At 71.9% G+C, this 21,160-nt stretch carries 20 protein-coding genes; 13 read left to right on the forward strand and 7 right to left on the reverse strand.

The window, feature by feature from the left end:
• The first annotated feature begins 7 nt into the window (after positions 1–7).
• Entirely contained in the window at positions 8–571 is a 564-nt protein-coding gene (locus tag ABZX61_RS25580) for a hypothetical protein (protein ID WP_355198258.1), read from the forward strand.
• A 209-nt stretch (positions 572–780) separates the two neighbouring features.
• On the opposite strand, the gene ABZX61_RS25585 is transcribed toward ABZX61_RS25580, so the two are convergent.
• From ABZX61_RS25585 to ABZX61_RS25595, 3 genes are all read right to left on the reverse strand, one after another.
• Complete coding sequence (locus tag ABZX61_RS25585) at positions 781–3,288, reverse strand: DUF3516 domain-containing protein (RefSeq protein WP_355198584.1); 2,508 nt, start codon at positions 3,286–3,288, stop codon at positions 781–783.
• Positions 3,289–3,329: 41 nt separating this feature from the next.
• Positions 3,330–3,827 carry an N-acetyltransferase family protein gene (locus tag ABZX61_RS25590; RefSeq protein ID WP_355198260.1) on the reverse strand — a complete coding sequence of 166 codons (498 nt, stop codon included), beginning with the start codon at positions 3,825–3,827 and terminating at the stop codon, positions 3,330–3,332.
• 73 nt (positions 3,828–3,900) lie between these two features.
• Positions 3,901–5,172 (reverse strand): acyltransferase, encoded by a 1,272-nt coding sequence (locus ABZX61_RS25595; RefSeq protein ID WP_355198262.1) that lies wholly within the window; start codon positions 5,170–5,172, stop codon positions 3,901–3,903.
• Positions 5,173–5,367: 195 nt separating this feature from the next.
• On the opposite strand from ABZX61_RS25595, the gene ABZX61_RS25600 reads away from it, so the two are divergent.
• Positions 5,368–6,603 carry a sensor domain-containing protein gene (locus ABZX61_RS25600; protein WP_355198264.1) on the forward strand — a complete coding sequence of 412 codons (1,236 nt, stop codon included), beginning with the start codon at positions 5,368–5,370 and terminating at the stop codon, positions 6,601–6,603.
• On the forward strand, positions 6,594–7,241 hold the full coding sequence (locus tag ABZX61_RS25605) for a response regulator transcription factor (protein ID WP_350727058.1): 648 nt from the start codon (positions 6,594–6,596) through the stop codon (positions 7,239–7,241). The genes ABZX61_RS25600 and ABZX61_RS25605 overlap by 10 nt, the downstream gene beginning before the upstream one ends.
• Before the next feature lie 105 nt (positions 7,242–7,346).
• Here ABZX61_RS25605 and mihF read toward each other — a convergent pair whose 3' ends face one another.
• From mihF to ABZX61_RS25620, 3 genes are all read right to left on the reverse strand, one after another.
• Positions 7,347–7,652 carry an integration host factor, actinobacterial type gene (gene mihF / locus ABZX61_RS25610; RefSeq protein ID WP_043641121.1) on the reverse strand — a complete coding sequence of 102 codons (306 nt, stop codon included), beginning with the start codon at positions 7,650–7,652 and terminating at the stop codon, positions 7,347–7,349.
• Between the two features lie 103 nt (positions 7,653–7,755).
• A complete protein-coding gene (locus ABZX61_RS25615; protein WP_355198266.1) occupies positions 7,756–8,160 on the reverse strand; it encodes a heme-binding protein in 405 nt (134 codons plus the stop codon).
• Between the two features lie 118 nt (positions 8,161–8,278).
• Positions 8,279–9,496 (reverse strand): ROK family protein, encoded by a 1,218-nt coding sequence (locus ABZX61_RS25620; protein ID WP_355198268.1) that lies wholly within the window; start codon positions 9,494–9,496, stop codon positions 8,279–8,281.
• Between the two features lie 23 nt (positions 9,497–9,519).
• On the opposite strand from ABZX61_RS25620, the gene ABZX61_RS25625 reads away from it, so the two are divergent.
• From ABZX61_RS25625 to rbsK, 10 genes are all read left to right on the forward strand, one after another.
• Entirely contained in the window at positions 9,520–10,755 is a 1,236-nt protein-coding gene (locus tag ABZX61_RS25625) for an MFS transporter (protein ID WP_355198270.1), read from the forward strand.
• Between the two features lie 308 nt (positions 10,756–11,063).
• The gene (locus tag ABZX61_RS25630; RefSeq protein ID WP_355198272.1) at positions 11,064–12,146 is read left to right on the forward strand and encodes a LacI family DNA-binding transcriptional regulator; all 1,083 of its coding nucleotides are present in this window, start codon (positions 11,064–11,066) and stop codon (positions 12,144–12,146) included.
• A complete protein-coding gene (locus ABZX61_RS25635) occupies positions 12,143–13,060 on the forward strand; it encodes a sugar ABC transporter permease (RefSeq protein WP_355198274.1) in 918 nt (305 codons plus the stop codon). Before ABZX61_RS25630 ends, ABZX61_RS25635 begins: the two co-directional genes overlap by 4 nt.
• Complete coding sequence (locus ABZX61_RS25640; protein ID WP_355198276.1) at positions 13,060–13,878, forward strand: carbohydrate ABC transporter permease; 819 nt, start codon at positions 13,060–13,062, stop codon at positions 13,876–13,878. The genes ABZX61_RS25635 and ABZX61_RS25640 overlap by 1 nt, the downstream gene beginning before the upstream one ends.
• Positions 13,879–13,887: 9 nt before the next feature.
• The gene (locus tag ABZX61_RS25645) at positions 13,888–15,195 is read left to right on the forward strand and encodes a sugar ABC transporter substrate-binding protein (protein ID WP_355198278.1); all 1,308 of its coding nucleotides are present in this window, start codon (positions 13,888–13,890) and stop codon (positions 15,193–15,195) included.
• Positions 15,192–16,151: an ADP-ribosylglycohydrolase family protein gene (locus ABZX61_RS25650; protein ID WP_355198280.1), complete on the forward strand. Its 960-nt coding sequence runs from the start codon at positions 15,192–15,194 to the stop codon at positions 16,149–16,151. The genes ABZX61_RS25645 and ABZX61_RS25650 overlap by 4 nt, the downstream gene beginning before the upstream one ends.
• 6 nt (positions 16,152–16,157) lie before the next feature.
• Complete coding sequence (locus ABZX61_RS25655; protein WP_355198282.1) at positions 16,158–17,135, forward strand: ADP-ribosylglycohydrolase family protein; 978 nt, start codon at positions 16,158–16,160, stop codon at positions 17,133–17,135.
• On the forward strand, positions 17,132–18,271 hold the full coding sequence (locus ABZX61_RS25660; RefSeq protein ID WP_350727068.1) for an ADP-ribosylglycohydrolase family protein: 1,140 nt from the start codon (positions 17,132–17,134) through the stop codon (positions 18,269–18,271). Before ABZX61_RS25655 ends, ABZX61_RS25660 begins: the two co-directional genes overlap by 4 nt.
• Positions 18,268–19,677: an ADP-ribosylglycohydrolase family protein gene (locus ABZX61_RS25665; RefSeq protein WP_355198285.1), complete on the forward strand. Its 1,410-nt coding sequence runs from the start codon at positions 18,268–18,270 to the stop codon at positions 19,675–19,677. The genes ABZX61_RS25660 and ABZX61_RS25665 overlap by 4 nt, the downstream gene beginning before the upstream one ends.
• Positions 19,674–20,558: a ribokinase gene (gene rbsK, locus ABZX61_RS25670; RefSeq protein WP_350727070.1), complete on the forward strand. Its 885-nt coding sequence runs from the start codon at positions 19,674–19,676 to the stop codon at positions 20,556–20,558. Before ABZX61_RS25665 ends, rbsK begins: the two co-directional genes overlap by 4 nt.
• Here rbsK and ABZX61_RS25675 read toward each other — a convergent pair.
• A complete protein-coding gene (locus ABZX61_RS25675) occupies positions 20,555–21,121 on the reverse strand; it encodes a dihydrofolate reductase family protein (protein WP_355198287.1) in 567 nt (188 codons plus the stop codon). The two genes, rbsK and ABZX61_RS25675, sit on opposite strands and share 4 nt — an antisense overlap.
• Positions 21,122–21,160 lie beyond the last annotated feature (39 nt).

Below are 21,160 nucleotides of genomic sequence, written 5' to 3' on the forward strand. Positions count from 1 at the left end.
TTGTCGCATGATCCCAGCGCTGTTAGTCGCGGTCTCGCTCGCCATCCCGAACAACTTCCTGCTGTACGAGAAGGCCGCCGCCACGAAGGACGACAACCCCGAGACGAGCTGGACGGCCAGCGGCAAGAGGTCCGCCGCCCTGGTCGTCAACCCGTGCCAGAAGGCCAAGCTCGCCCAGTCGGGCCGCGCCCAGGCCAGGACGCTCACCTACACCGCGGTGCCCGACTACTCCAAGTCCGAGCAGGTGATCCTCTACGCGACGGCCGAGGCGGCGGGCAAGGCGCTGCGCGACCTGGGCGCCGCCGTACGCGCCTGCTCCCGGTCCGGCTACCGCTACTCCGCCGCCGCGATGGACCTCGGCGACGAGGGGCTGAAGGTCACCGGCCAGGCCTACCAGGGCAAGAAGGCCGCCGTCGGCGGCGAGCGGGCCATCGTGACCCGCCGCGGGAACGCCCTGATCCTCTACACCGTGGCCGGCGAGTGGGGCAAGCCCGCAAAGGCCGACTTCAAGCAGCAGACCAGCGACACCAAGCGCATGCTCGCCAAGGTCTGCACCATCGCCGACTGTTGATTGCGAGAAATGTCTCGATCTTGGGACATTGTCATGACACGACCCCGACGTTCCACCGAGGACACTTGATCCGACAGGCGTGTGCCGGGGCGCCCTTGCCAGTCCGTTCCGGCACACGGCTTGTCATTTTCTGGGGCTGCATTGGGCTTCGGGGGCAGCCCCAGCGCAGCTTCCCGGTTTGTTGAGAGCCGATTGAGGCCGAGTCCGCCTCAGAGCCGGGTGAGGCCGGTCACGTGCAGGACCGCGCGGCCCTCCTCGTCGGAGGCCGCCAGATCCACCTGGGCGTCGATGCCCCAGTCACCGTCACCGGCCGGATCCTTGATCGTCTGCCGGACCTTCCAGAGCCCGCTCTCCTCCTCGATCCGCAGCAGCGCGGGCCCGCGCGCGTCGGCGTCGGTGAAGATCTCCTCGTGGTCGGCGTAGTACGCGTCCAGCGCCGCGCCCCAGTCGACGTCGGGAGCCAGCTCCTCCAGCTCCTCCTCCTTCTCGATGGCGCACAGCTCCACCAGCCGGAACATCGCGTTGCGCACCAGCACGCGGAAGGCCCGCGGGTTGGCCGTGACCGGCCGCACCTTGGCCTCCAGCTGGTCCTTCTGCTCCAGCGCCTCGGCCGGGTTGGTGAGCTTCTCCCACTCGTCGATCAGCGAGGAGTCGACCTGGCGGACCAGCTCGCCGAGCCACTCGATCAGATCGACCAGATCGTCGGTCTTGAGGTGCTCGGGCACCGTACGCGACAGCGTCCGGTAGGCGTCGGCCAGATAGCGCAGCACCGTGCCCTCGGACCTGGTCAGCTCGTAGAACTGGATGTAGTCGCTGAACGTCATCGCCCGCTCGAACATGTCGCGGATGACGGACTTGGGGCTGACCGTGTAGTCGCCCACCCACGGATGCCCGCGCCGGTAGGTCTCGTAGGCCCCGAGCAGCAGGTCCTCCAGCGGCATCGGGTACATGACCTCGGCCAGCTGCTCCATGCGCTCTTCGTACTCGATGCCGTCGGCCTTCATCTGCGCGACCGCCTCGCCGCGCGCCTTCTTCAGCTGCGCCGACAGGATCTGCCGCGGGTCGTCGAGGATCGACTCCACGATCGAGACGATGTCCAGCGCGTACGACGGCGACTCGCGGTCGAGCAGGTCGAACGCGGCCAGCGCGAACGTGGACAGCGCCTGGTTGAGCGCGAAGTCCTCCTGCAGGTCGATCGTCAGCCTGGCCCGGCGGCCCTGCTCGTCGGGCTCGGCGAACTGCTCGACGATGCCGCCCGCCAGCAGCGACCGGTAGATCGCGATGGCCTGGCTGATGTGCCGCCGCTGCCACTTGCGGTCCTCGTGGTTGTCGGTCAGCAGGTGCTTCATCGCCTGGAAGCAGTCGCCCGGCCGGTTGATGACCGCGAGCAGCATCGCGTTGCTGACCTTGAAGCGGGAGTTGAGCGGCTCCGGCTCGGCCTCCTGGAGCTTCTGGAACGTCTCCTCGCTCCAGCCCACGAACCCCTCCGGCGGCTTCTTGCGAGCGTAGCCGCGCCGCCGCTTGGGGTCGTCGCCGATCTTGGCCAGGGCCTTGGCGTTCTCGATGTCGTGCTCGGGGGCCTGGCAGGCGACGTAGCCGATGGTGTCGAACCCGGCCCGGCCCGCCCGGCCCGCGATCTGGTGGAACTCGCGGGCGCGCAGCCGCCGCACCTTGTTGCCGTCGTACTTGGACAGCGCCGTGAACAGCACCGTCCTGATCGGCACGTTGACGCCGACGCCGAGGGTGTCGGTGCCGCAGATGACCTTCAGCAGCCCCGCCTGGGCCAGCCGCTCCACCAGGCGCCGGTACTTCGGCAGCATCCCCGCGTGGTGCACGCCGATGCCGTGGCGCACCAGCCGGGACAGCGCCCGCCCGAACCGCGTCGTGAAGCGGAAGCCCCCGATCATCGTGGCGATGGCCTCCTTCTCGGCCTTCGTCGCCATGTTGATGGACATCAGGGCCTGCGCCCGCTCCATCGCCGCCGCCTGCGTGAAGTGCACGACGTAGACCGGCGCCTGCCCGGTCTTGAGCATCTCCTCCAGCGTCTCGTGCAGGGGCGTCATCCGGTAGGAGTAGATCAGCGGCACCGGGCGCTCGGCGTGCTTGACCACGGACGTCGGCCGGCCGGTGCGCCTGGTCAGGTCGCGCTCGAACATCGAGACGTCGCCGAGCGTGGCCGACATGAGGATGAACTGCACGTTGGGCAGCTCCAGAATCGGCACCTGCCACGCCCACCCGCGGTCGGGCTCGGCGTAGAAGTGGAACTCGTCCATGACGACCTGGCCGATGTCGGCCCCGGCGCCGTCGCGCAGGGCCACGTTGGCCAGGATCTCGGCGGTGCAGCAGATGATCGGCGCGCCCGGGTTGACGCTGGCGTCGCCGGTCATCATGCCGACGTTCTCGGTGCCGAAGATGGCGCACAGGTCGAAGAACTTCTCCGACACCAGCGCCTTGATCGGCGCGGTGTAGAAGGTGCGCTGGTCGCGCGTCAGCGCCGCGAAGTGGGCGCCCGCGGCCACCAGCGACTTGCCCGAGCCGGTCGGGGTGGCCAGGATCAGGTTGCTGCCGGAGACGACCTCGATGAGCGCCTCCTCCTGAGCGGGATAGAGAGTGAGCCCCCGCTCGGAGTTCCACTGGACGAACGCGTCGAAGATCGCGTCCGGGTCGGCGTCGATGTCTTCGGGCAGGCGGTCAACGAGTAGGCTCACGCTCTCTATCCTGCCGAAGTTTGCCGTGTGGTCGAACCGGCAGGGGCCTTTTATCGCAAGTCGAGCTGAAGCAGCACGGTGTCGATCCAGCGTCCGTGCTTGAATCCGACCGCCCGCAGCCGCCCGGCCTCCTCGAATCCGAATGCCTTGTGCAGCCTGGCCGACGCCGGGTCGCCCGAGTCCGCGATCACCGCGATCATCTGGCGGGCGGGGGTCTCGCCGGTCTTCTTGATCAGCTCGGCGAGGAGCAGCTTCCCGAGCCCCCGTCCGGTGAAGGCGGGCGCCAGGTAGATCGTGTCCTCGACCGTGTGCCGGTAGGCCGGCTTGGGGCGGTACTGGGCGACGTAGGCGTACCCGGCGACCGCGCCGTCCACCTCGGCCACCAGGAACGGCAGCCCCGCGCCCGCGATGCCGTCGGCCTTGGCCCGCCACTGGCCGATGTCGAGCGGCGTCTCGTCGAACGTGGCCACGCCGTCGGTCACGTAGTGGGCGTAGATGTCGGCGACGGCGGGCAGATCGGCTTCGGCAAGGGCGCGGATACTCGTCATGGCTCACATTCTGCGCAACGGCGTGTGACGGCGGTATTTCGCGATCCTCACCCGTGCCCTCACGCCCGTGCCTTCAGGTCCGTGCCCGCGGCGCCGTCAGCAGCAGCCCGCCTAGCAGGGCGAGCACCGCGAGGAACGGCCCGCCGCCGGGCGCGAACCCGCCCACCGTCAGGGTCAGCACCCCGCCGCCGATCAGCGCGACCGAGGCGAGCGTGCCGCCCCATCCGCCCTTCCCGTACGGCAGCGCGGGCGGCGTCTCGAACCTGTGGAACCCCTTCAGCAGCGGCCACATGACCAGGCACAGCAGCCCGAACCAGATCGGCCACCCGGCCAGCCAGAACGCGCTTCCGGGCCGCGGCGTGTCGATCCCCAGCAGGACCACCACCACGCCGGTCACCGCGAACAGGGCCGGCATGTGCCACAGGTACACGGTCATGATCCTGGGGCCCGCCCAGGCCAGCAGGCGGCCGGTGCGCAGCCGGAGCAGCCACGGCCGCAGCAGGGTGACCAGGCCGATCTGGCCGATCCCGACGGCCAGCATGGCCAGGGTGGGCGGGGCCATGTTCGACACCTCGGCGCCCGGCAGGCCGATCATGCTGCCCGGGTAGGGGCCGTAGGCCACCAGCAGGGCCGCGGCCCCGTACCCGCCGATCGCCAGCGCCCACGGGCGCCGCAGCCGGCCCTCGGCGTAGAAGAAGCCGAGCTGGTGCACCGCCAGCCAGACGAACACGATGTTCAGGTAGCCCAGCGCCTCGAAACCGGTCGAGAAGCGCACCACGTCCGTCAGCACCGCCCCGGCCGCCAGCGCCGCGGGGACGCGCAGGCCGTACCGCTCGTGCAGGCGCAGCGCGTACGGGGTGGCCGTGACGGCGATCAGGTAGACGGCCAGGAACCACAGGAGCTGGCCGGTCAGCCGCGCGCCCGTCTCCAGCGGCTGCGGCGGCACTCCCAGCGTGAGCAGCACGTGGGGGAGCGGGATCCACACCGCCGCCAGCGGCAGCAGCGGCCAGGCCAGCCGGCGCAGCCTCGTGGCCAGCCACTGCTGCGCGCCCTTGTCCGCCCGGGCGAAGCTGATCGCGTTCGCCGCGCCGCCCGCGAAGAACACCAGCGGCATGACCTGGCTGATCCACGTCACCACCCACACACCGGGCGTCGAGAGCGCGTTCCCCGTGGTCAGCCGGCCGCCGTCATAGGTCAGCACCGGGATCGTCCAGTGCTGGAACACGATGAGCGCCATGCCGAAGACACGCAGCAGGTCGATGAACGGGTCCCGCACCGCCGTGCGGGTGCCCGCGCGGGACGGCGCCGCGGGAGCGGCGGTGGGGCGGTCCAGCAGGACGGTCATGGGGGAGCCTCGATTCGCACGGAGCGGATGGCTTAAGGCTCCCGTCGGGGGCGTCCGCGCACATTGCCGCTCACCACCGTCTTGCGGTGGAGATCACGTGACCCTCCGGGGTAGGGCTGGCCCTACCCTCAGACACCCGTACACCCGCTCGTGCCGGTGACCGCCACGCCATACGGTGATTCCATGCGCTCCCGGATGAGGCGTGTCCTTCTCGACACCCGTTACACGCTCGTCGGCTTCCCCACGGCCGTCATCGGCTTCGTGATCATGCTCGCCGGCTTCGCGGCCGGCCTGGGCACGGCGATCGTGTGGCTGGGCGTGCCGCTGCTGGCCGGCACGCTGCTGGCCGCCCGGGGCTTCGCCGACGCGGAGCGCGGCTGGCTGGCCGACGTGCTGGACCGCCCGCCCGTACGGCCCCGCTACAAGCCCGCGCCGCCCGGAGCGGGCCGCTTCCGCCGGGCCGTCAACCCGCTGACCAGCGGGCAGTCCTGGCTCGACCTGCTGCACGGCATCATCAACCTGCCGTTCGCCATCCTGTCGTTCGTGCTCACCGTGGTGTTCTGGGCGCTCCCGCTGGCGGGCCTGACCTACCCGGTGTACGGCATCATCACCTCGCGCATCCCCGGCAACGTGGAGCTGCCCGAGCTGCTCGGCCTGGGCGACGGCTACGGCATCAACTCGATCTTCTACGTCTCCCTCGGCCTGGTCTTCGCCCTGATCATGCCGTTCGCCGTGCGCGGCTCCGCGCTGCTGCGCGCCGGGCTCGGCCGGGCCCTGCTGACCGGCGTGGCCGAGCTGCAGGAGCGCATCGACGACCTGGCCCAGGGCCGCGCCGCCGCCGTCTCCGCCGAGGCCAACGCGCTGCGCAAGCTGGAGCGCGACATCCACGACGGCCCGCAGCAGCGGCTGGTCTCGCTGGCCATGGAGCTGTCCAGAGCGCAGCGGCAGATGGCCAAGGACCCCGAGGCGGCGCAGGCCACGATCAAGTCGGCCATCTCCGCCACCCGCGAGACGCTCGACGAGCTGCGTGCGCTCTCGCGCGGCATCGCGCCGCCCATCCTGTCCGACCGCGGCCTCGCGCCCGCCCTGGCCGCCCTGGCCGGGCGCTGCACGGTCCCCGTCGACCTTGACGTGCAGACCGCCGAGCGCTACCAGGCGGCGGTGGAGAACGCCCTCTACTTCGTCTGCGCCGAGACCCTCACCAACGTGGCCAAACACAGCCGCGCCACCAGCTGCGCGATCCAGCTGGTCCGCCTCGGCGACATCCTCATGCTCACGATCGGGGATGATGGGGTCGGCGGCGCGCACGTCGCCAAGGGACACGGTCTCGCCGGGCTGGCCGACCGGCTCCGCGCCGTCGACGGGGAGCTGAGCGTGCAGTCGCCGGACGGCGGGCCGACAGTGATCGTGGCGGAGGTGCCGTGCGGGTAGTCGTGGCCGATGACGCGGTTCTGATCAGGGAGGGCCTGGTCAGGTTGCTGGAGGAGTTCGGCTGCGAGGTGGTCGCGACCGTCGGTGACGGCGACGCCCTCGTGCTGGCGATCGCCGAGCACAGGCCGGACGTGTCGGTGGTCGACGTGCGCATGCCGCCGTCGTTCACCGACGAAGGGCTCAAGGCGGCCGTGGAGGCGCGGCGCAGGGTGCCCGGGGCGCCCGTGCTGATCCTTTCGCAGTACGTCGAGGTCTCCTACGCCGACGACCTGCTCGCCGACGCCAGGGGCGCGGTGGGTTACCTGCTGAAGGATCGGGTCGTCGACGTGGACGAGTTCCTGGAGGGCCTGCGGCGGGTGGCCGCGGGCGGGACGGTGTTCGATCCGCAGGTGGTGTCCCAGTTGATGGTGCGCAGACGTAAGGACGATCCGCTGGCGCAGCTGACGCCGCGGGAGCGCGAGGTGCTCGGGCTGATGGCCGAGGGGAAGTCCAATCCGGCCATCGGACGGCAGCTCGTGATCAGTGACGGGGCCGTGGAGAAGCACATCAGGAGCATCTTCAACAAGCTCGGCCTCTACGCGGAGGACAGCGACCAGCATCGCCGGGTGCTCGCCGTCCTGACCTACCTGCGTTCCTGATCGTCCCACCGGTCGAGGGCCGGTCCGGGGGAGGGGGCGAGGGGGGTGTCGAGGGGTGGTGGCCGGTCCGCGCGGCGTCGCGCGCGGACCTGGCCGCTCGGGGGATTAGCCGAGCGCGTCGACCAGCTTCTTGCGCTGCTGGGCGCCCAGGCCGCCGAGGCGACGCTTCTCGTCGACGCCCGCCTCCTCCATCAGCGCGGTGGCCTTGGCCGGGCCGACGCCCTTGACGGCGCGCAGGGCCTGCGACACCTTGATCTTCTTCGCGATGTCGTCGTCGCGCTCGAGCAGCTGGGCGAACGTCAGCTCGCCGGCCTTGACCTTGGCGAGCAGGGCGGTGCGGGCCGCACGCGCCTCGGCGGCCTTGGCCAGAGCCGCCTGACGCTGCTCGGGGGTGAGAGTGGGAAGTGCCATCTCGGTTCTCTCCTCGGGGAGTTTACGTTCGGGCTTCTTGTTACCCGTGGTGCAGTGGCTAATCATGGCGGATACCAGCGGTTCGTGTTGCGAAAAGCGCCGCTCAACGTGTCCGCCAGACGTCCGCGGCCGCTTCCGCGCACACCACGTCCTGCGTGATCGTGCCTCCGCTGACGCCTATGCCGCCGACCACGCGTGCTCCCCCACCGTAGTCCGCCCAGAGCGGGATGCCGCCTCCGACGCAGACGTAATCATGCCTGGGCAGGCCATACAGGTCACCTCCCGGAGCCGTCCGCACGGCCAGCTCCGCGGTGGGTCTGCGCAGGGCCACCGAGGTGTACGCCTTGCCCTGCGCGAGACCCGGCCCCGCGATCTCCGCACCCTCCATACGCTGGAAAGACACCAGATGTCCGCCCTCGTCGACGACCGCCACGGAGATCACCGCGCCTTCGCGGATCGCCCGCCTGACGGCGGCCTCGGTCATGCGGAGCGCGAGCTCGAGATTCACGCGTGCTTCCCTCGGATCGCCGGGGTCATGATTGGTCTCCCTCTCATGCGTACAGTCCTTGGCCGTGCGCGGCAAGATCGCTGGCATGGCTCGGAAGGGGGAGCGGGCCGGAGGAGCTTCACCCCTTCAGCGTGGAATTCATCACATTCTGCCGCTCGGGCGTGTCGCGACCCTGGTCAGGCCGGTTTTCCCGCCACATTTCGACACACTCCGGCGTGAGGAACGCGTCGAACACCGACTCCATCGCCCCCACCAGCGCCCCGCGCCAGCCCAGCGCCGAGCCCTCGATCCTGGGCGGGTGGTCGCGGCGGATGGCCATGAGGCGGGGCTCGCAGGCCGCGAGGAGCGCCTTCCCGGCGCGCTCGCGCAGCTCCACGCCGTGGCCCGAGAGGGTCACGACCTCGGGGTCGTGAGCGTTGACGAGTGCCGCGATGCCGCGTCCGAGCGCTCTGGCGTTGGCCGCGACCGCCTCCTCGCTGGTGGCCAGCACCCGCTCGGCCTGGGCGCGCCCCTTGCCGCCGCCGTGGGCGAGGCCGACGTGGCGGAGCAGGGCGTTCGTGCCGACGTCCATGCTCCAGCAGCCGATCGCGCCACATGGGCAGGGGCGGTCGCCGCCGGTGAGCGGCATGTGACCGAACTCGGCCCCCGCGCCGCTCGCCCCGCCCAGCGGCCGCCCGTCCACGACGAGCACGCCGCCGAGGTCGAAGTCCACGTGCAGGTGCAGGCCCACCTGGACGCCCCGCAGCCGCCCCCTGCGCGCCTCGGCCAGCGCCGCGAACGCCGTGTCGTTGCCCACGACGGGCGCCGGGACGTCCGGGCCGAGCAGGCGCGGGACGTCGACCGACCGCCAGCCCAGGTGGGCGATGTCCACCAGGCCGCCGTGCCGGACCGGACCCGCGAAGGCCACCCCGAGGCCCACCACCCGGTGCCCGAGGCGGCGCCGCTGGGCGGCGACGGCCTCGCCCAGAGGTCTCAGGACGCCTTCGGGGGTGCCGTCGTGCGGGCGCAGGTCAAGCGTCTCCGTCCGGCCGCCGAGCTCGCAGGCCGCCAGCTCCCAGGCGTCCTCCCGTACGTCGACGGCCAGGGCGAGCGGGCCGCGCGGATGCGGCCCCGGCACCTGCGTCGGGCGTCCCCGGGCGTGCTCCCTGGCGGGTTCCTCGTGCAGCAGTTCGTCCTCGGCGAGCCCGGCCACCAGCACCGACGCCGTCCCTCGCGCCAGGCGCAGGTCACGGGTCAGCTGCGACCTGGTGCGGGTGGCCCCGCAGTCGTGTACGGCGCGCAGCAGCCGGACCCGGTTGTGCGCGCGAAGCTCGCCACTCGTCGTAGCACCGATCACGGACCACAGTTTATGCTCTAGCCGTGAACAAAAGCCTCATTGACGCCAGACGTGCTCGTGCCGGAGTGTTCGGATTCTTCTTCCTCGCCGGGTTCGTGATGGGTTTGTGGGCCGCCGGGCTCCCGTCCCTGAACGACCGGCTCGGCCTCGGCCCCGCCAGGCTGGGCAGCGTCCTGCTGCTGATCTCGGGTGGCGCCCTGGTGTCGATGCTGGTGGCGGGGCCGCTGGTGGACAGATGGTCCAGCCGCCGGGTGTGCTGGTTCGCCGGTCCCTTCTCGGGCCTGGTGCTGCTCGGCCCCGCCCTCGCGTCCTCGTACTGGGCTCTGGCGGCGCTCGCGGTGCTGTTCGGGATCGGGCTCGGGGTGACCGAGGTCGCCATGAACGCCCACTCCGTCGAGGTCGAACGCCGCTACGGCCGCCCGATCATCTCGGCCTTCCACGGCACGTGGAGCCTGGGCGGGGCGGCCGGCGGCGGGCTCACCTCGCTCGCGCTGCAGACCGGCGTGGACGCGCAGTGGCTGCTCATCGTGGCGGCCCTGGTCGTGCCTCTCCTGTACGTGCCGGCGGCCCGCCTCCTGCTCCCCGACCCGCCCGCCCACGCCACCGCGTCGGAGACCGGCGCCTCCTCCGGCTCGTCGCTGGGCTGGGGCCTGATCGCCCTGCTCGGCCTGGCCGCCTTCGCGGCGCACCTGAGCGAGGGCGCCGCCATCGACTGGGCCGCCCTGCACGCCCGGTGGGTGCTGGACACGGATCCGGCCATGGCGCCGCTGGCGTACACGATCTTCTCGGTGGCCATGACCACCGTCCGCCTGCTCGGCGACCCCATCCGCGCCCGGCTCGGCTCGGTGCGCACCATCCAGCTCGCGGGCGTGTTCGCCACGGCCGGCTACATCCTGGTCCTGGTGTCGCCCGTGGCGGGAGGCGCTCTCCAGATCGTCTGCGCCTGGGCCGGCTGGGCGCTGGCGGGCGTCGGGCTGGCCACGGTGATCCCGGTCCTCTTCAGCGCGGTCGGGGCCGCCGGGGGCCGCGTCGGCCGTGCCCTCGCCATGGTGACCGCCTTCGGCTACAGCGGCCTCCTCCTGGGGCCCGCCGTCCTGGGCTACGTGGCGGAGGCCTCGTCCCTGCCGGTCGCCTTGATCATCCCGGCGGTCCTCGCCGCCGTCGTCGCCCTCAGCGGCGCCCCCGCCATCCGCACCCTGACCCACCTCCCCACCTCAACACCCAACCCGAACCCCACCCCGGCCCCGGCCCACGACTGACCCCGCGCACGGCGGGGCGCCTCACAGCGGCTCCCGGTCCCCGCCGGCACCACCGCGCACCGCCCACCGGGCGCCGGATCGGCGAGGTGCGGAGCGGTGGTGCTCGGCGCGACCTGCGCGGTGGCCGGTTGCCGTGTGGGCGGTGGCCGGTTGCCGTGGGAGCGTGGGAAACTGCGGATAGTGGGTTTGACCTGGTGTTATGCGATCGTGACTTGACCTGCACGTTACGCGCATATTTCATGTCCCAAACACCGTAAACGTTTACAGCACCTAGATCGTAAACGTTTACAGGACATGGAAGGACAGCCTTGGCCGACGGACCCACGATCAACACGATCGCCGAGCGCGCCGGTGTCTCGATCGCCTCCGTCTCGCGGGTGCTGAACGGCCTGCCGACCAGGCAAGAGACCGTGCGCAAGGTGATGGCCGCCGCCGACGAGCTCGGCTACGTGCGCAACGCCGTGGCCAGATCGCTCAAGTCGCGCCGCACCCACCAGGTCGCCTTCGCCATGGCCGACGTCGGCAACCCCGCCTACCTGGCCATGCTCCGCCAGATCCAGCCCGTGCTGAAGGCCGCCGGGTACCGGCTCGTGCTGCACTCCACCGACGCCGTCGTGGCCGACGAGATCGACGTGCTGCGCAGCCTGGGCGAGCGGTACGTGGACGGGCTGATCATGAGCCCGCTGCGGGTCACCGAGGCGCATCTGCAGATGCTGGCCGCCGCCCGCACCCCCGTCGTGATCATCGGCTCGGTGCCCGAGGGCACCCGCGTGGACAACGTACGGGCCGACTCGCGGACCGGTGTCAGGCTGGCGATCGATCACCTGTACGCGCTCGGCCGCCGCCGGATCGCCATGGTCAACGGCCCGCTGGACACCGTCCCCGGCGCCGCCCGCGGGGCCGCGTACCGGGAGGCGCTCCAGGACCTGGGCCTGCCCTACGACGAGAACCTCGTGCAGATCGGCGACTTCTACCGCGCGGAAGGGGGCCGGGCGGTGGCGGAGCTGCTCGCCAGGGTTCCCGACGTGGACGCGCTGATGTGCGCCAACGACCTGATCGCGCTCGGCGCGCTCGACGTGCTGCGCGCGGCGGGCCGGCGGGTGCCGGAGGACGTGGCGGTGGTCGGCATGGACGACACCGACCTGGCCGCCGCCTCCTGGCCGTCGCTGACCAGCGTCTCGCTGGGGTCCGCCGAGCGCGGCAAGGCCGCCGCCGAGCTGCTGCTCGAACGGCTGCAGGGAGGCGATCGCGAGCCGAGGCTGGTCACCGTGCCGCCCGAGCTCGTGGTCCGCGCCTCCACCGCCGGACACGAGCCCGGATACGAGCCCGGATACGAGCCCGGATACGAGCCCGGATACGAGCACCGTACGGACGAAAGGGAAGAGGCGTGACGGCGACCGTGACGAGACCGGCGCCGCCGCGCGGGACGCGGCGCGCCAAGCGCCGCCGGATCTCGCGCCAGACGCGCGAGATGTGGCTGCTCATGCTGCCCGCCCTGGTGCCGGTGGCGCTGTTCAGCGTGGGCCCGCTGCTGTACGGCATCGGCCTGGCGTTCACCGACGCCCGCAACACCCGCAACCACCAGACGAGCTTCGTCGGCCTGGAGAACTTCGGCGAGCTGCTGACCGCCCCCGACTTCTGGGCCTCGTTCAAGATCGGCGCGATCTGGGCCGTCTCGGTGACCGTGCTGCAGTTCCTGGCCGCGCTCGGCCTGGCGCTGCTGCTCAACGAGAACCTGCGGTTCCGCGGCGTGGCCCGGGTGCTGGCGGTGGTGCCGTGGGCGATGCCGCCGGTGGTCATCGGCCTGATGTGGAAGCTCGTCTACCACCCCGACGCGGGCATCCTGAACGCCCTGCTGGGCACGGACATCAACTGGCTGGCCGACTTCTCGCTCGCGCTGCCGGCGATCATCGTGGTCGGCATCTGGACCGGCATGCCGCAGACCACGGTGGTCCTGCTGGCGGGCCTGCAGGGCATCCCGAAGGAGCTCTACGAGGCGGGCGAGGTGGACGGCGCCACCCGCTGGCGGCGGTTCTGGAACATCACGCTGCCGCAGCTGCGGCCGGTGATCGTGGCGATCACCTCGCTCGACTTCGTGTGGAACATCAACCAGTTCGGCCTGGTCTACGTGCTCACGCAGGGCGGGCCGGGCGGGCAGACGCGGCTGCCGATGCTGTTCGCGTACGAGGAGGCGTTCAGGTACCGGATGGCCGGTTACGCCTCGATGCTCGGCCTGACCATGGCGATCATCGTGCTGGCCGTGCTCGCGCTCTACCTGGGACGCCAGATGAGGGAGACCAAGTGATGAGGCGCTTCTCGCAGTACGCGGCGCTGGTCGCGTACATCGTCTTCCTGGCGTTCCCGCTGGTCTGGCTGCTGTCGACGGCGCTGAAGACGCCGCGGGAGATGGCCCTGGCCGACCCCACGTGGATCCCGCGCGACCCGACGCTGGCCAACTTCGCCGACGCGTTCGGCGAGCAGGACCTGGTGGGCGCGGGGCTGCGCAGCCTGGTCGTGGCGCTGTTCAGCAGCGTGATCACGGTGCTGATCTCGCTGCCGGCCTCCTACGCGATGGCGCGCTACCGCAGCCTGCTCAACCGGATCGCCATCGGGTGGGTGCTGGTCAGCCAGGTGTTCCCGTTCATCCTGATCATCATTCCGCTCTTCATGATCCTGCGCGATCTGGACCTGGTGAACACGCTGCCCGGCCTGGTGGTCGTGCACGTGACGTTCACGCTGCCGTTCGCGCTGTGGATGCTGCAGGGGTACGTGCGCTCGGTGCCGCGTGAGCTGGAGGAGGCCGCGGCCGTGGACGGCGCGACCCGGCTGCGCTCGATCGTGAGCGTGGTCGCTCCGCTGCTGGCGCCGGGCGTGGTGGCCACGCTGCTGTTCTCGTTCATCTCGTCGTGGAACGAGTTCATGTTCGCGCTCGTGGTCCTGCAGAACCCCGATGTCATGACGCTCCCGCTCACTCTGGTGCGGTTCACCGGTCCTGAGGGGGTGGCCAGGCTCGGCCCGTTGGCCGCGGCGTCGCTCATGGCGACGATCCCGAGCCTGATCTTCTTCGCAATCATTCAGCGGCGACTGAAGTCCGGCCTGATGGCCGGCGCCGTGAAGGGCTAGGAGGCTCACATGCGAATCACGTCCGCTCTGGCGGCTGCGGCGATCCTCACGCTGGCCGCCGCGTGCGGCGGGGGAGGCGGCGGCACGCAGTCGTCGTCCGCCCCCAACGAGCCAGTAAAGATCAATTTCCTCAGCCTGGCGTGGCAGAAGGAATCCGTCGCCGCGAACAAGCAGCTCGTGGACGAGTGGAACAAGGCCAACCCCAACATCCAGGTCACCTACGTCCAGGGCAGCTGGGACAACGTCAACGACCAGCTCGTCACCCAGTTCGCCGGCGGCACGGCGCCGGACGTCATCCACAACGACTCGCCCGCGCTGTCCGGCTTCGCCTCCGACGGCTACCTGCTCGACCTGAAGGACAAGCTGCCCGCCGAGCTCAAGAGCGACATCCCGCAGCCCGCCTGGGACACCGTCACCTTCGACGACGGCAAGGGCCAGCAGGGCGTGTACGGCGTGCCGTTCCTGCAGGAGTCGCAGGTCATCATCGCCAACAAGAAGCTGCTCGACGCCTCCGGCGCGCGCGTCCCGACGGCCGACAACCCCTGGACGTGGGACGAGTTCTCCGAAGCCGCCAAGAAGATGACCAAGGGCGGCAACTTCGGCGTGGCCTGGCCGATGAAGTCGCCGGTCAACAAGACGCTCAACCTGGCGCTCAACTTCGGCGGCACGTTCTTCCAGACGGCCGACGGCAAGACCACGGTCAAGGTCGGCCCCGAGGAGCGCGAGGTGCTCCAGCGCATCCACGACCAGCTCTACAAGGACAAGTCCGCCGACCCGGCCGCGCTCGGCCAGGGCACCGCGGACCCGCTGCCGGCCTTCTACAAGGGCAAGTTCGCGCTGCTGCCCGCCGGCGTCTACCTGCGCCAGCAGGTCGCCGAGCAGGCTCCGCAGGGCTTCGAGTGGGTCACGCTCCCCGCGCCGAAGGGCACCAGCGCCCAGCAGGGCGCGGTCTCGCAGACGCTGTCGATCGCGCAGGACAGCAAGCACGCGGACGAGGCCATGAAGTTCATCGCCTTCTTCCTGAACGGCGCGAACCAGGCCAAGCTCGCCAAGGGTGACTGGCTCCTGCCGACCTCCCAGGCGGCCGCCGCCGACCCGGCGATGACCACCAAGGAGAACGGCTGGGACGTGGCCACCGCCTCCGCCAAGAACCTCGTCGTGGCGCCGTTCCTCAAGGTGAACGGGTTCGACGAGTGGAAGACCAAGGTGGCCACGCCGACGCTGCAGGAGTACTTCGCCAATAAGATCACCATTGACCAGGCGGCCTCGAAGCTGGTCGAGGACGGCAACAAGGTGTTGGAGCGGTACCAGCGGTGATTTATCGGGATAAAGCCCGTGGGTGTCTCCTCGGCCTCGCGGCCGGGGACGCCCTCGGGGCCCCGGCCGAGAACCTGTCGCCGTCGGAGATCCGGCGGCGGTGGGGCCGGCTCACGGAGATCGAGGGCGGCGGGACCGACGACACGGAATACGCCATCTTCGCCGCCTCGCTCCTGGCGCGGCACGGGCACGCGTTGACCTCCGCCGACGTGGCGCAGGCGTACCGGCGGGAGATCATCCCGCGGATCGCCGGGCCCATGCGCGGAGCCGGGTTCTCCGAGCTGGGCACCGTCGAAGCGCTTCGCCGCGGGCTGGCGCCGCCGCTGACAGGGCTGGTGCACTCGCACGGCTGGTCGGACGGGCTCGCGATGCGCGCGGCGCCGTACGGGGTGTTCTGCCCGGGCGATCCCGCGGAGGCGGCCCGGCTGGTGGAGCAGGACGGGCTGGTCAGCGGGTCCGGCGAGGGCATCCTGGGCGGCCGCGCGGTCGCCGGGGCCGTGGCCGCCGCGATGGGCGGGGCCTCGGTCCAGGACGTCGTACGGGCGGCGCTGTCGGTGATCCCCGCCGACTCGTGGACGGCCCGCAACGTCGTGCGGGCCTGCGCGACCCTGCCCACCACGGACGAAGAGGCGCTCGTCGAGGCGCTGCACGAGGCTGTGGTCGTCAGGCACTACCCCTGGACCGACGTCGCCCCCGAGGCCGTGGCGCTGGCGCTGGCGGCCGTGCTGGCCGGGGACGGCGACGTCGAGGCGTCCGTGACGTTCGGGGTGAGCCTGGGCAGGGACGCCGACACGATCGGCGCCATCGCCGGGGCGATCGCCGGAGCCATGCGCGGTGAGGGCGGCGTGCCCGAGCGGTGGGCGGCCAGGATCGGACCCGTGACAGGCAAATGCCTGCCCGTCGTGGCCGGAAAACACGTACTGGACGTCGCCGACGAACTGGCGGGAGGACTGTAGATCACGATGTCGGGGGACAGAATCAGAGGGGCCTTCGCCGGGCTCGCCGTCGGTGACGCCGCCGGATGGCCGGCGGCCAGGCACCGGGCGGCCCTGCACGCTCCCTGGAGCAGACGCCTGCACAGAGAGCTGGACGCCTTCGCGGAGGAGCACGAGGTCACCACGCTGCCGGTCCCGTTCGCGCTCAACCAGCCCACGGCCCCGCTGGCCGTAGGCCCGTCCGACGACGCCGAATGGCTCGCCTGGACGGCGCTCACGATCGACCGCCCGAGGGCCGAGGCGTTCAGGGAGCTGCGGCGGGACGGCGTCAGAGGGCGGATCTCGGTGGCCACCGCGCTCGACAACCTCGCCAAGGGCGTCGAGCCGCCCGCGTCCGGGCACGACAACCCGCACCACTTCGACGACGCCGCCGCCGTCAGGGCCGTGGCGTTCGGGGTCCTGGGACGGGACCCCACGCAGGACGCCCAGGTGACGAACGCCTACGACGGCGTCCTGGGCGCCCTGGCCATGGCCGCCGCCGTGGCCGAGGCCGTGCGGTCGGGATCGGTGGCCGGGGCGGTGGAGGCGGCGCTGGCCGTACTGCCCGAGGACACCGCCATCGGCCACAACGCCCGCGCGGCGCTGGCCGTCACGCGCAAGGCGGGCGACCCGTTCGCGGCCGTGCCCGCGCTGGACGCCGCGCTGCTCGACCACGTCTACAGCTACGGCGTCGGCGCCGCGCAGACCGTGCCGGTGGCGCTGGCGCTGGCCGAGGCGGCGGGCGGCGAGCTCACGCGGGCGGTGCCCGCGGCCGCCTGCCTGGCCGCGCTGGCCGACTCGGCGCCCGCGCTGACCGGCGCGCTCGCGGGCGCGTGCCGTGGATTGGAGGCGATCCCGGAGGGGTGGATCGCGTCGGCCCGCACGCTGGCCGGTTGTTGCCTGCCTGAGCTGGCGGGCCGGGATCTGATCCAGCTATCGACAGGACTATCGGAGGGAATCGCATGACGCCGCTTGAAGACAGGGCCACTGGCTGCGTGGCGGGGGCGGCGGTCGGTGACGCGCTGGGCGGCGCCACCGAGGGCTGGACCCCCGAGCAGATCGTCGAGAGGTACGGGGGCCGCGTCGAGGGCATCGTGCCGCCGTTCAACGAGGACTGGCGCAACGCCCGTCCCATCGCCCCGTACCACAAGGGCGACGGCCACATCACGGACGACACGTTGATGACGCACGCCCTGATCCGCGTCTACGACAAGGCCGGCGGGCACCTGACCGCGTACTCGATGGCCGAGCACCTGGTGCCCGAGCTGATGGGCGAACGGCGCTGGATCCCCGAGCTGGAGGCCGAGGCGCTGCCGCTGCAGCGGATCTTCCTGGCCGAGAAGTGGATCGTGGCCAGGCTCCACTACGGGCACGTGGACCCGCGCGAGGCCGGCGTCGGCAACATCGTCAACTGCGGCGCCGCCATGTACGTCGCCCCCGTCGGCATCGTGAACGCCGCCGACCCCGACGCCGCCTACGCCGAGGCCGTCGACCTGGCCGGGGCACACCAGTCCAGCTACGGCCGGGAGGCCGCCGGGGTGATGGCCGCCGCCGTGGCCGAGGCCATGCGACCGGGCGCCACCGCGGACTCCGTGATCGCGGCCTGCCTGCGCCTGGCCAAGGACGGCACGAGGGCCGCCATCGAGTCCGTCTGCGAGGCCGCCGCCGGGCTGGGGCACTGGGACGGGTCGTTCGAGACGCTGCGCGCCGCCATGCGGCCCTACGACACGGTCGCCGACACCTACCGCGACCAGGGGTTGGGCGCGCGGCGGCCGAGCCGGGTGCACAGCATCGAGGAGCTGCCGCTGGCGCTCGGGTTCCTGGTGATCGCCAAGGGCGACTACCGCGAGACCGTGCTGGGCGGCGTCAACTACGGGCGCGACGCCGACTCGATCGCGTCCATGGGCGGGGCCATCGCGGGCGCTCTCGGGGGGCTGTCCGCGGTGCCATCGCAGTGGGTCTCGCAGGTGGGGGCGGCCAGCCGTACGGACCTGGTGGCCCCCGGGCTCGCGATCGCGGAGGTGGCGCGCCGGGTGCACGCCGACGACCTGGTGCGGCGCCGCGGCCACGAGGCCGCCTTCGCCGACCTCGACCGCCGGTGATCCGCCTCACCTGGGTCCAGCCGGAGGACCTGATCGGGCACGAACTCCGCCAGGCCGCCGAGGACGGCCGGGCCACCGGCCCCGACGCGGAGCGCGTGCGGGAGATCGCGGCCCGCTGGCACGCGGCCGGCGGCCACGACGCGCCCCCGCGCGCCGGGGCCTCCGAGCCGGGCGCGGCCCGGCTGCGGGACCTGGCCGGGGAGCTGCTGGACGAGCTGGCCGCCGTCCCGTCCCCGCTGCCCGAGCCCTCGGACCTGGCCGGCATCGTCGCCGCCTGCCCGTCCTGGCCGGGCACAGTCCCGGGAACGGCCCCGGGAACGGCCCCGGGAACGGCCCCGGGAACGGCCCAGGGAGCTGCCTCGCGAGCGGCCGTGGATCCGGCGCGGGTGCTGGGCGCGTGGCAGGGGAGGGCGGCCGGGTGCGTGCTCGGCAAGCCCGTGGAGAAGATCCCGCGCGAGGGCATCAGGCAGATCGCCGAGGCCACCGGCAACTGGCCCATCCGCGGCTGGTTCACCGCCAAGGGGCTCCCGGACGACGTCGCTCGCCGCTGGCCGTGGAACCGGCGCAGCGCCGTCAACTCCCTGGCCGAGAACATCGACGGCATCCCCGAGGATGACGACCTCAACTACCCGCTGCTGGCCCTGTCCGTCCTGGAGCGCCACGGGCGCGGCTTCACCACCGACGACGTGGCCAAGCTGTGGCTGGACGAGCTCCCCGCCGGCCGTACGTTCACCGCCGAACGGGTCGCGTACCGCAACCTCCTGGACGGCGTCGAGCCGCCCGCCACGGCCGCCCGCCGCAACCCGTTCAGGGAGTGGATCGGCGCCCTGATCAGGGCCGACGTGTACGGCTGGAGCAACCCGGGCGACCCCGCCACGGCGGCGGAGCACGCCTGGCGCGACGCCCGCCTGACCCACACCGCGAACGGGATCTACGGGGCGATGTTCGTGGCCGCCATGTGCGCGGCCGCCCTGGTCGCCACCTCGCCCGAGGAGGTCGTACGGGCGGGCCTGTCGGTGGTGCCGGAGCGCTCGCGCCTGCACGAGGCGGTACGCCTGGCCGTCGCGGACGCCGCCCGCGAGGACGACTTCGAGCGGGTCGTCGACCTCCTGCACGAACGCCATGGCGGCCTGCACTGGGTGCACACGATCAACAACGCCGCCCTCGTCGCCGCCACGCTGATCCACGGCCGCGGCGACTTCACCGCCACGATCGCCGGAGCGGTGGCCGGCGGCTGGGACACCGACTCCGCCGGGGCCACGGCCGGCTCCGTCGCGGGCGCGCTGAACGGCGTCGTGCCGGACCGCTGGCGGATGCGGGACAGCCTGGCCAGCAGTCTGACCGGGTACGACGGGGTGGGGCTGGCCGCGCTGGCCGCCCGCACACAGGAGATGATGGGGCCATGATCTCGGTTTTCGGCAGCGCCAACATGGACCTCGTCGCGTACGTCTCCGAGGCCCCCAAGCGGGGCGAGACGGTCACCGGGCACCGGTTCCGCACCGTGCCCGGCGGCAAGGGCGCCAACCAGGCCGTCGCCGCCGCCCGCGCGGGCGCGCACGTGGCCTTCCTCGGGGCGGTGGGCGACGACGGGTTCGGGGCGGAGATGCGCGCCACGCTGGCGGAGGCCGGAATCGACGTACGCGGCCTGCGCGAGGTGCCCGGGCCCAGCGGCATCGCACACATCGTGGTGGACGACGAGGGCGGCAACTCGATCATCGTCGTCCCCGGCGCGAACGGCACCATCGCCGGCCCTTCGGGCGAGGATCTGGCCGCCATCGCCCGCTCGGACGCGCTGCTGCTCCAGCTTGAGCTGCCCATGGAGGCCGTCGTGGCGGCCGCCCAGGCCGCCCAGGTCTCCGGCGTGCCCGTCTACCTGACCCCGGCCCCCGCCCGGCCGCTGCCGGACGAGCTCCTCGACGCGGTCACCACGATCGTCCCGAACGAGCACGAGGCCGCCGCCATCACCGGCGCCGCCGGCCCGGACGCCGCCCTCGACGCGCTGCTGGAGCGGGTCGAGGAGGCGCTGATCACGCTGGGCTCCGAGGGCGCGCTGTACGGGTCGCGCTCGGGGGAGCGGCTGCGGGTGCCCGCGGTGAAGGTGGAGGCCGTGGACACGACCGCGGCGGGCGACACCTTCGTGGGCGCGTTCGCCGTGGCCAGGTCGGAGGGGATGAGCGTGGCCGACGCGCTGGGCTTCGCGTCCACGGCGGCGGCGCTGTCGGTGCAGCGGGAGGGGGCCAGCACGTCCATGCCGACCCGCCACGAGATCGAGGCCGCGCTGCCCTAGCCCTCGGCCCGCTCGTAGCGCAGCAGCGCCACCCCGGCGTCGAACGTGCGCGTCTCCACCAGGCGCAGGCCGGTCCGCTCCTTGAGCGGCGGGAACACCGGCCGGCCGCCGCCGAGGACGACCGGGTGCACCATGATGTGGTACTCGTCGATCAGCCCCAGCTCGGTGAGCGCGCCGGCCAGCCGGGAGCCGCCGTTCAGCAGGAGGTCCTTGCCGGGCCCGCTCTTCAGCTCGGCGACCTCCTTGGCGAGGTCCCCGGAGACGATCCGGGCGTCCCAGCCGGCCTCCTTCAGCGTGGTGGAGAAGACGACCTTCGGGGTGCTGCGCCAGATGGGGGCGAACTTGAGGTCGTGCGGGTCGTCCGAGATCGACTCCGCGTGGGGCCAGTAGCTGGACATCATCTCCCAGACGACGCGGCCGTACAGGAAGGTGCCGACGCGGGCGTGGACCTCGTCCCCGTACGCCGACAGCTCCGGCCCCATCGCCGGCCAGTCGAACTCCCCGTTCGGGCCCTCGATGTAGCCGTCGACGGAGGTGTGGACCCAGTAGATGAGCTTGCTCATGGTGTGCTCCTTCGCGTTGTGCTCATGACTGGGTCGGAG

This window comes from Nonomuraea sp. NPDC003709 (assembly GCF_040610775.1).
Lineage (GTDB): Bacteria > Actinomycetota > Actinomycetes > Streptosporangiales > Streptosporangiaceae > Nonomuraea > Nonomuraea angiospora_A.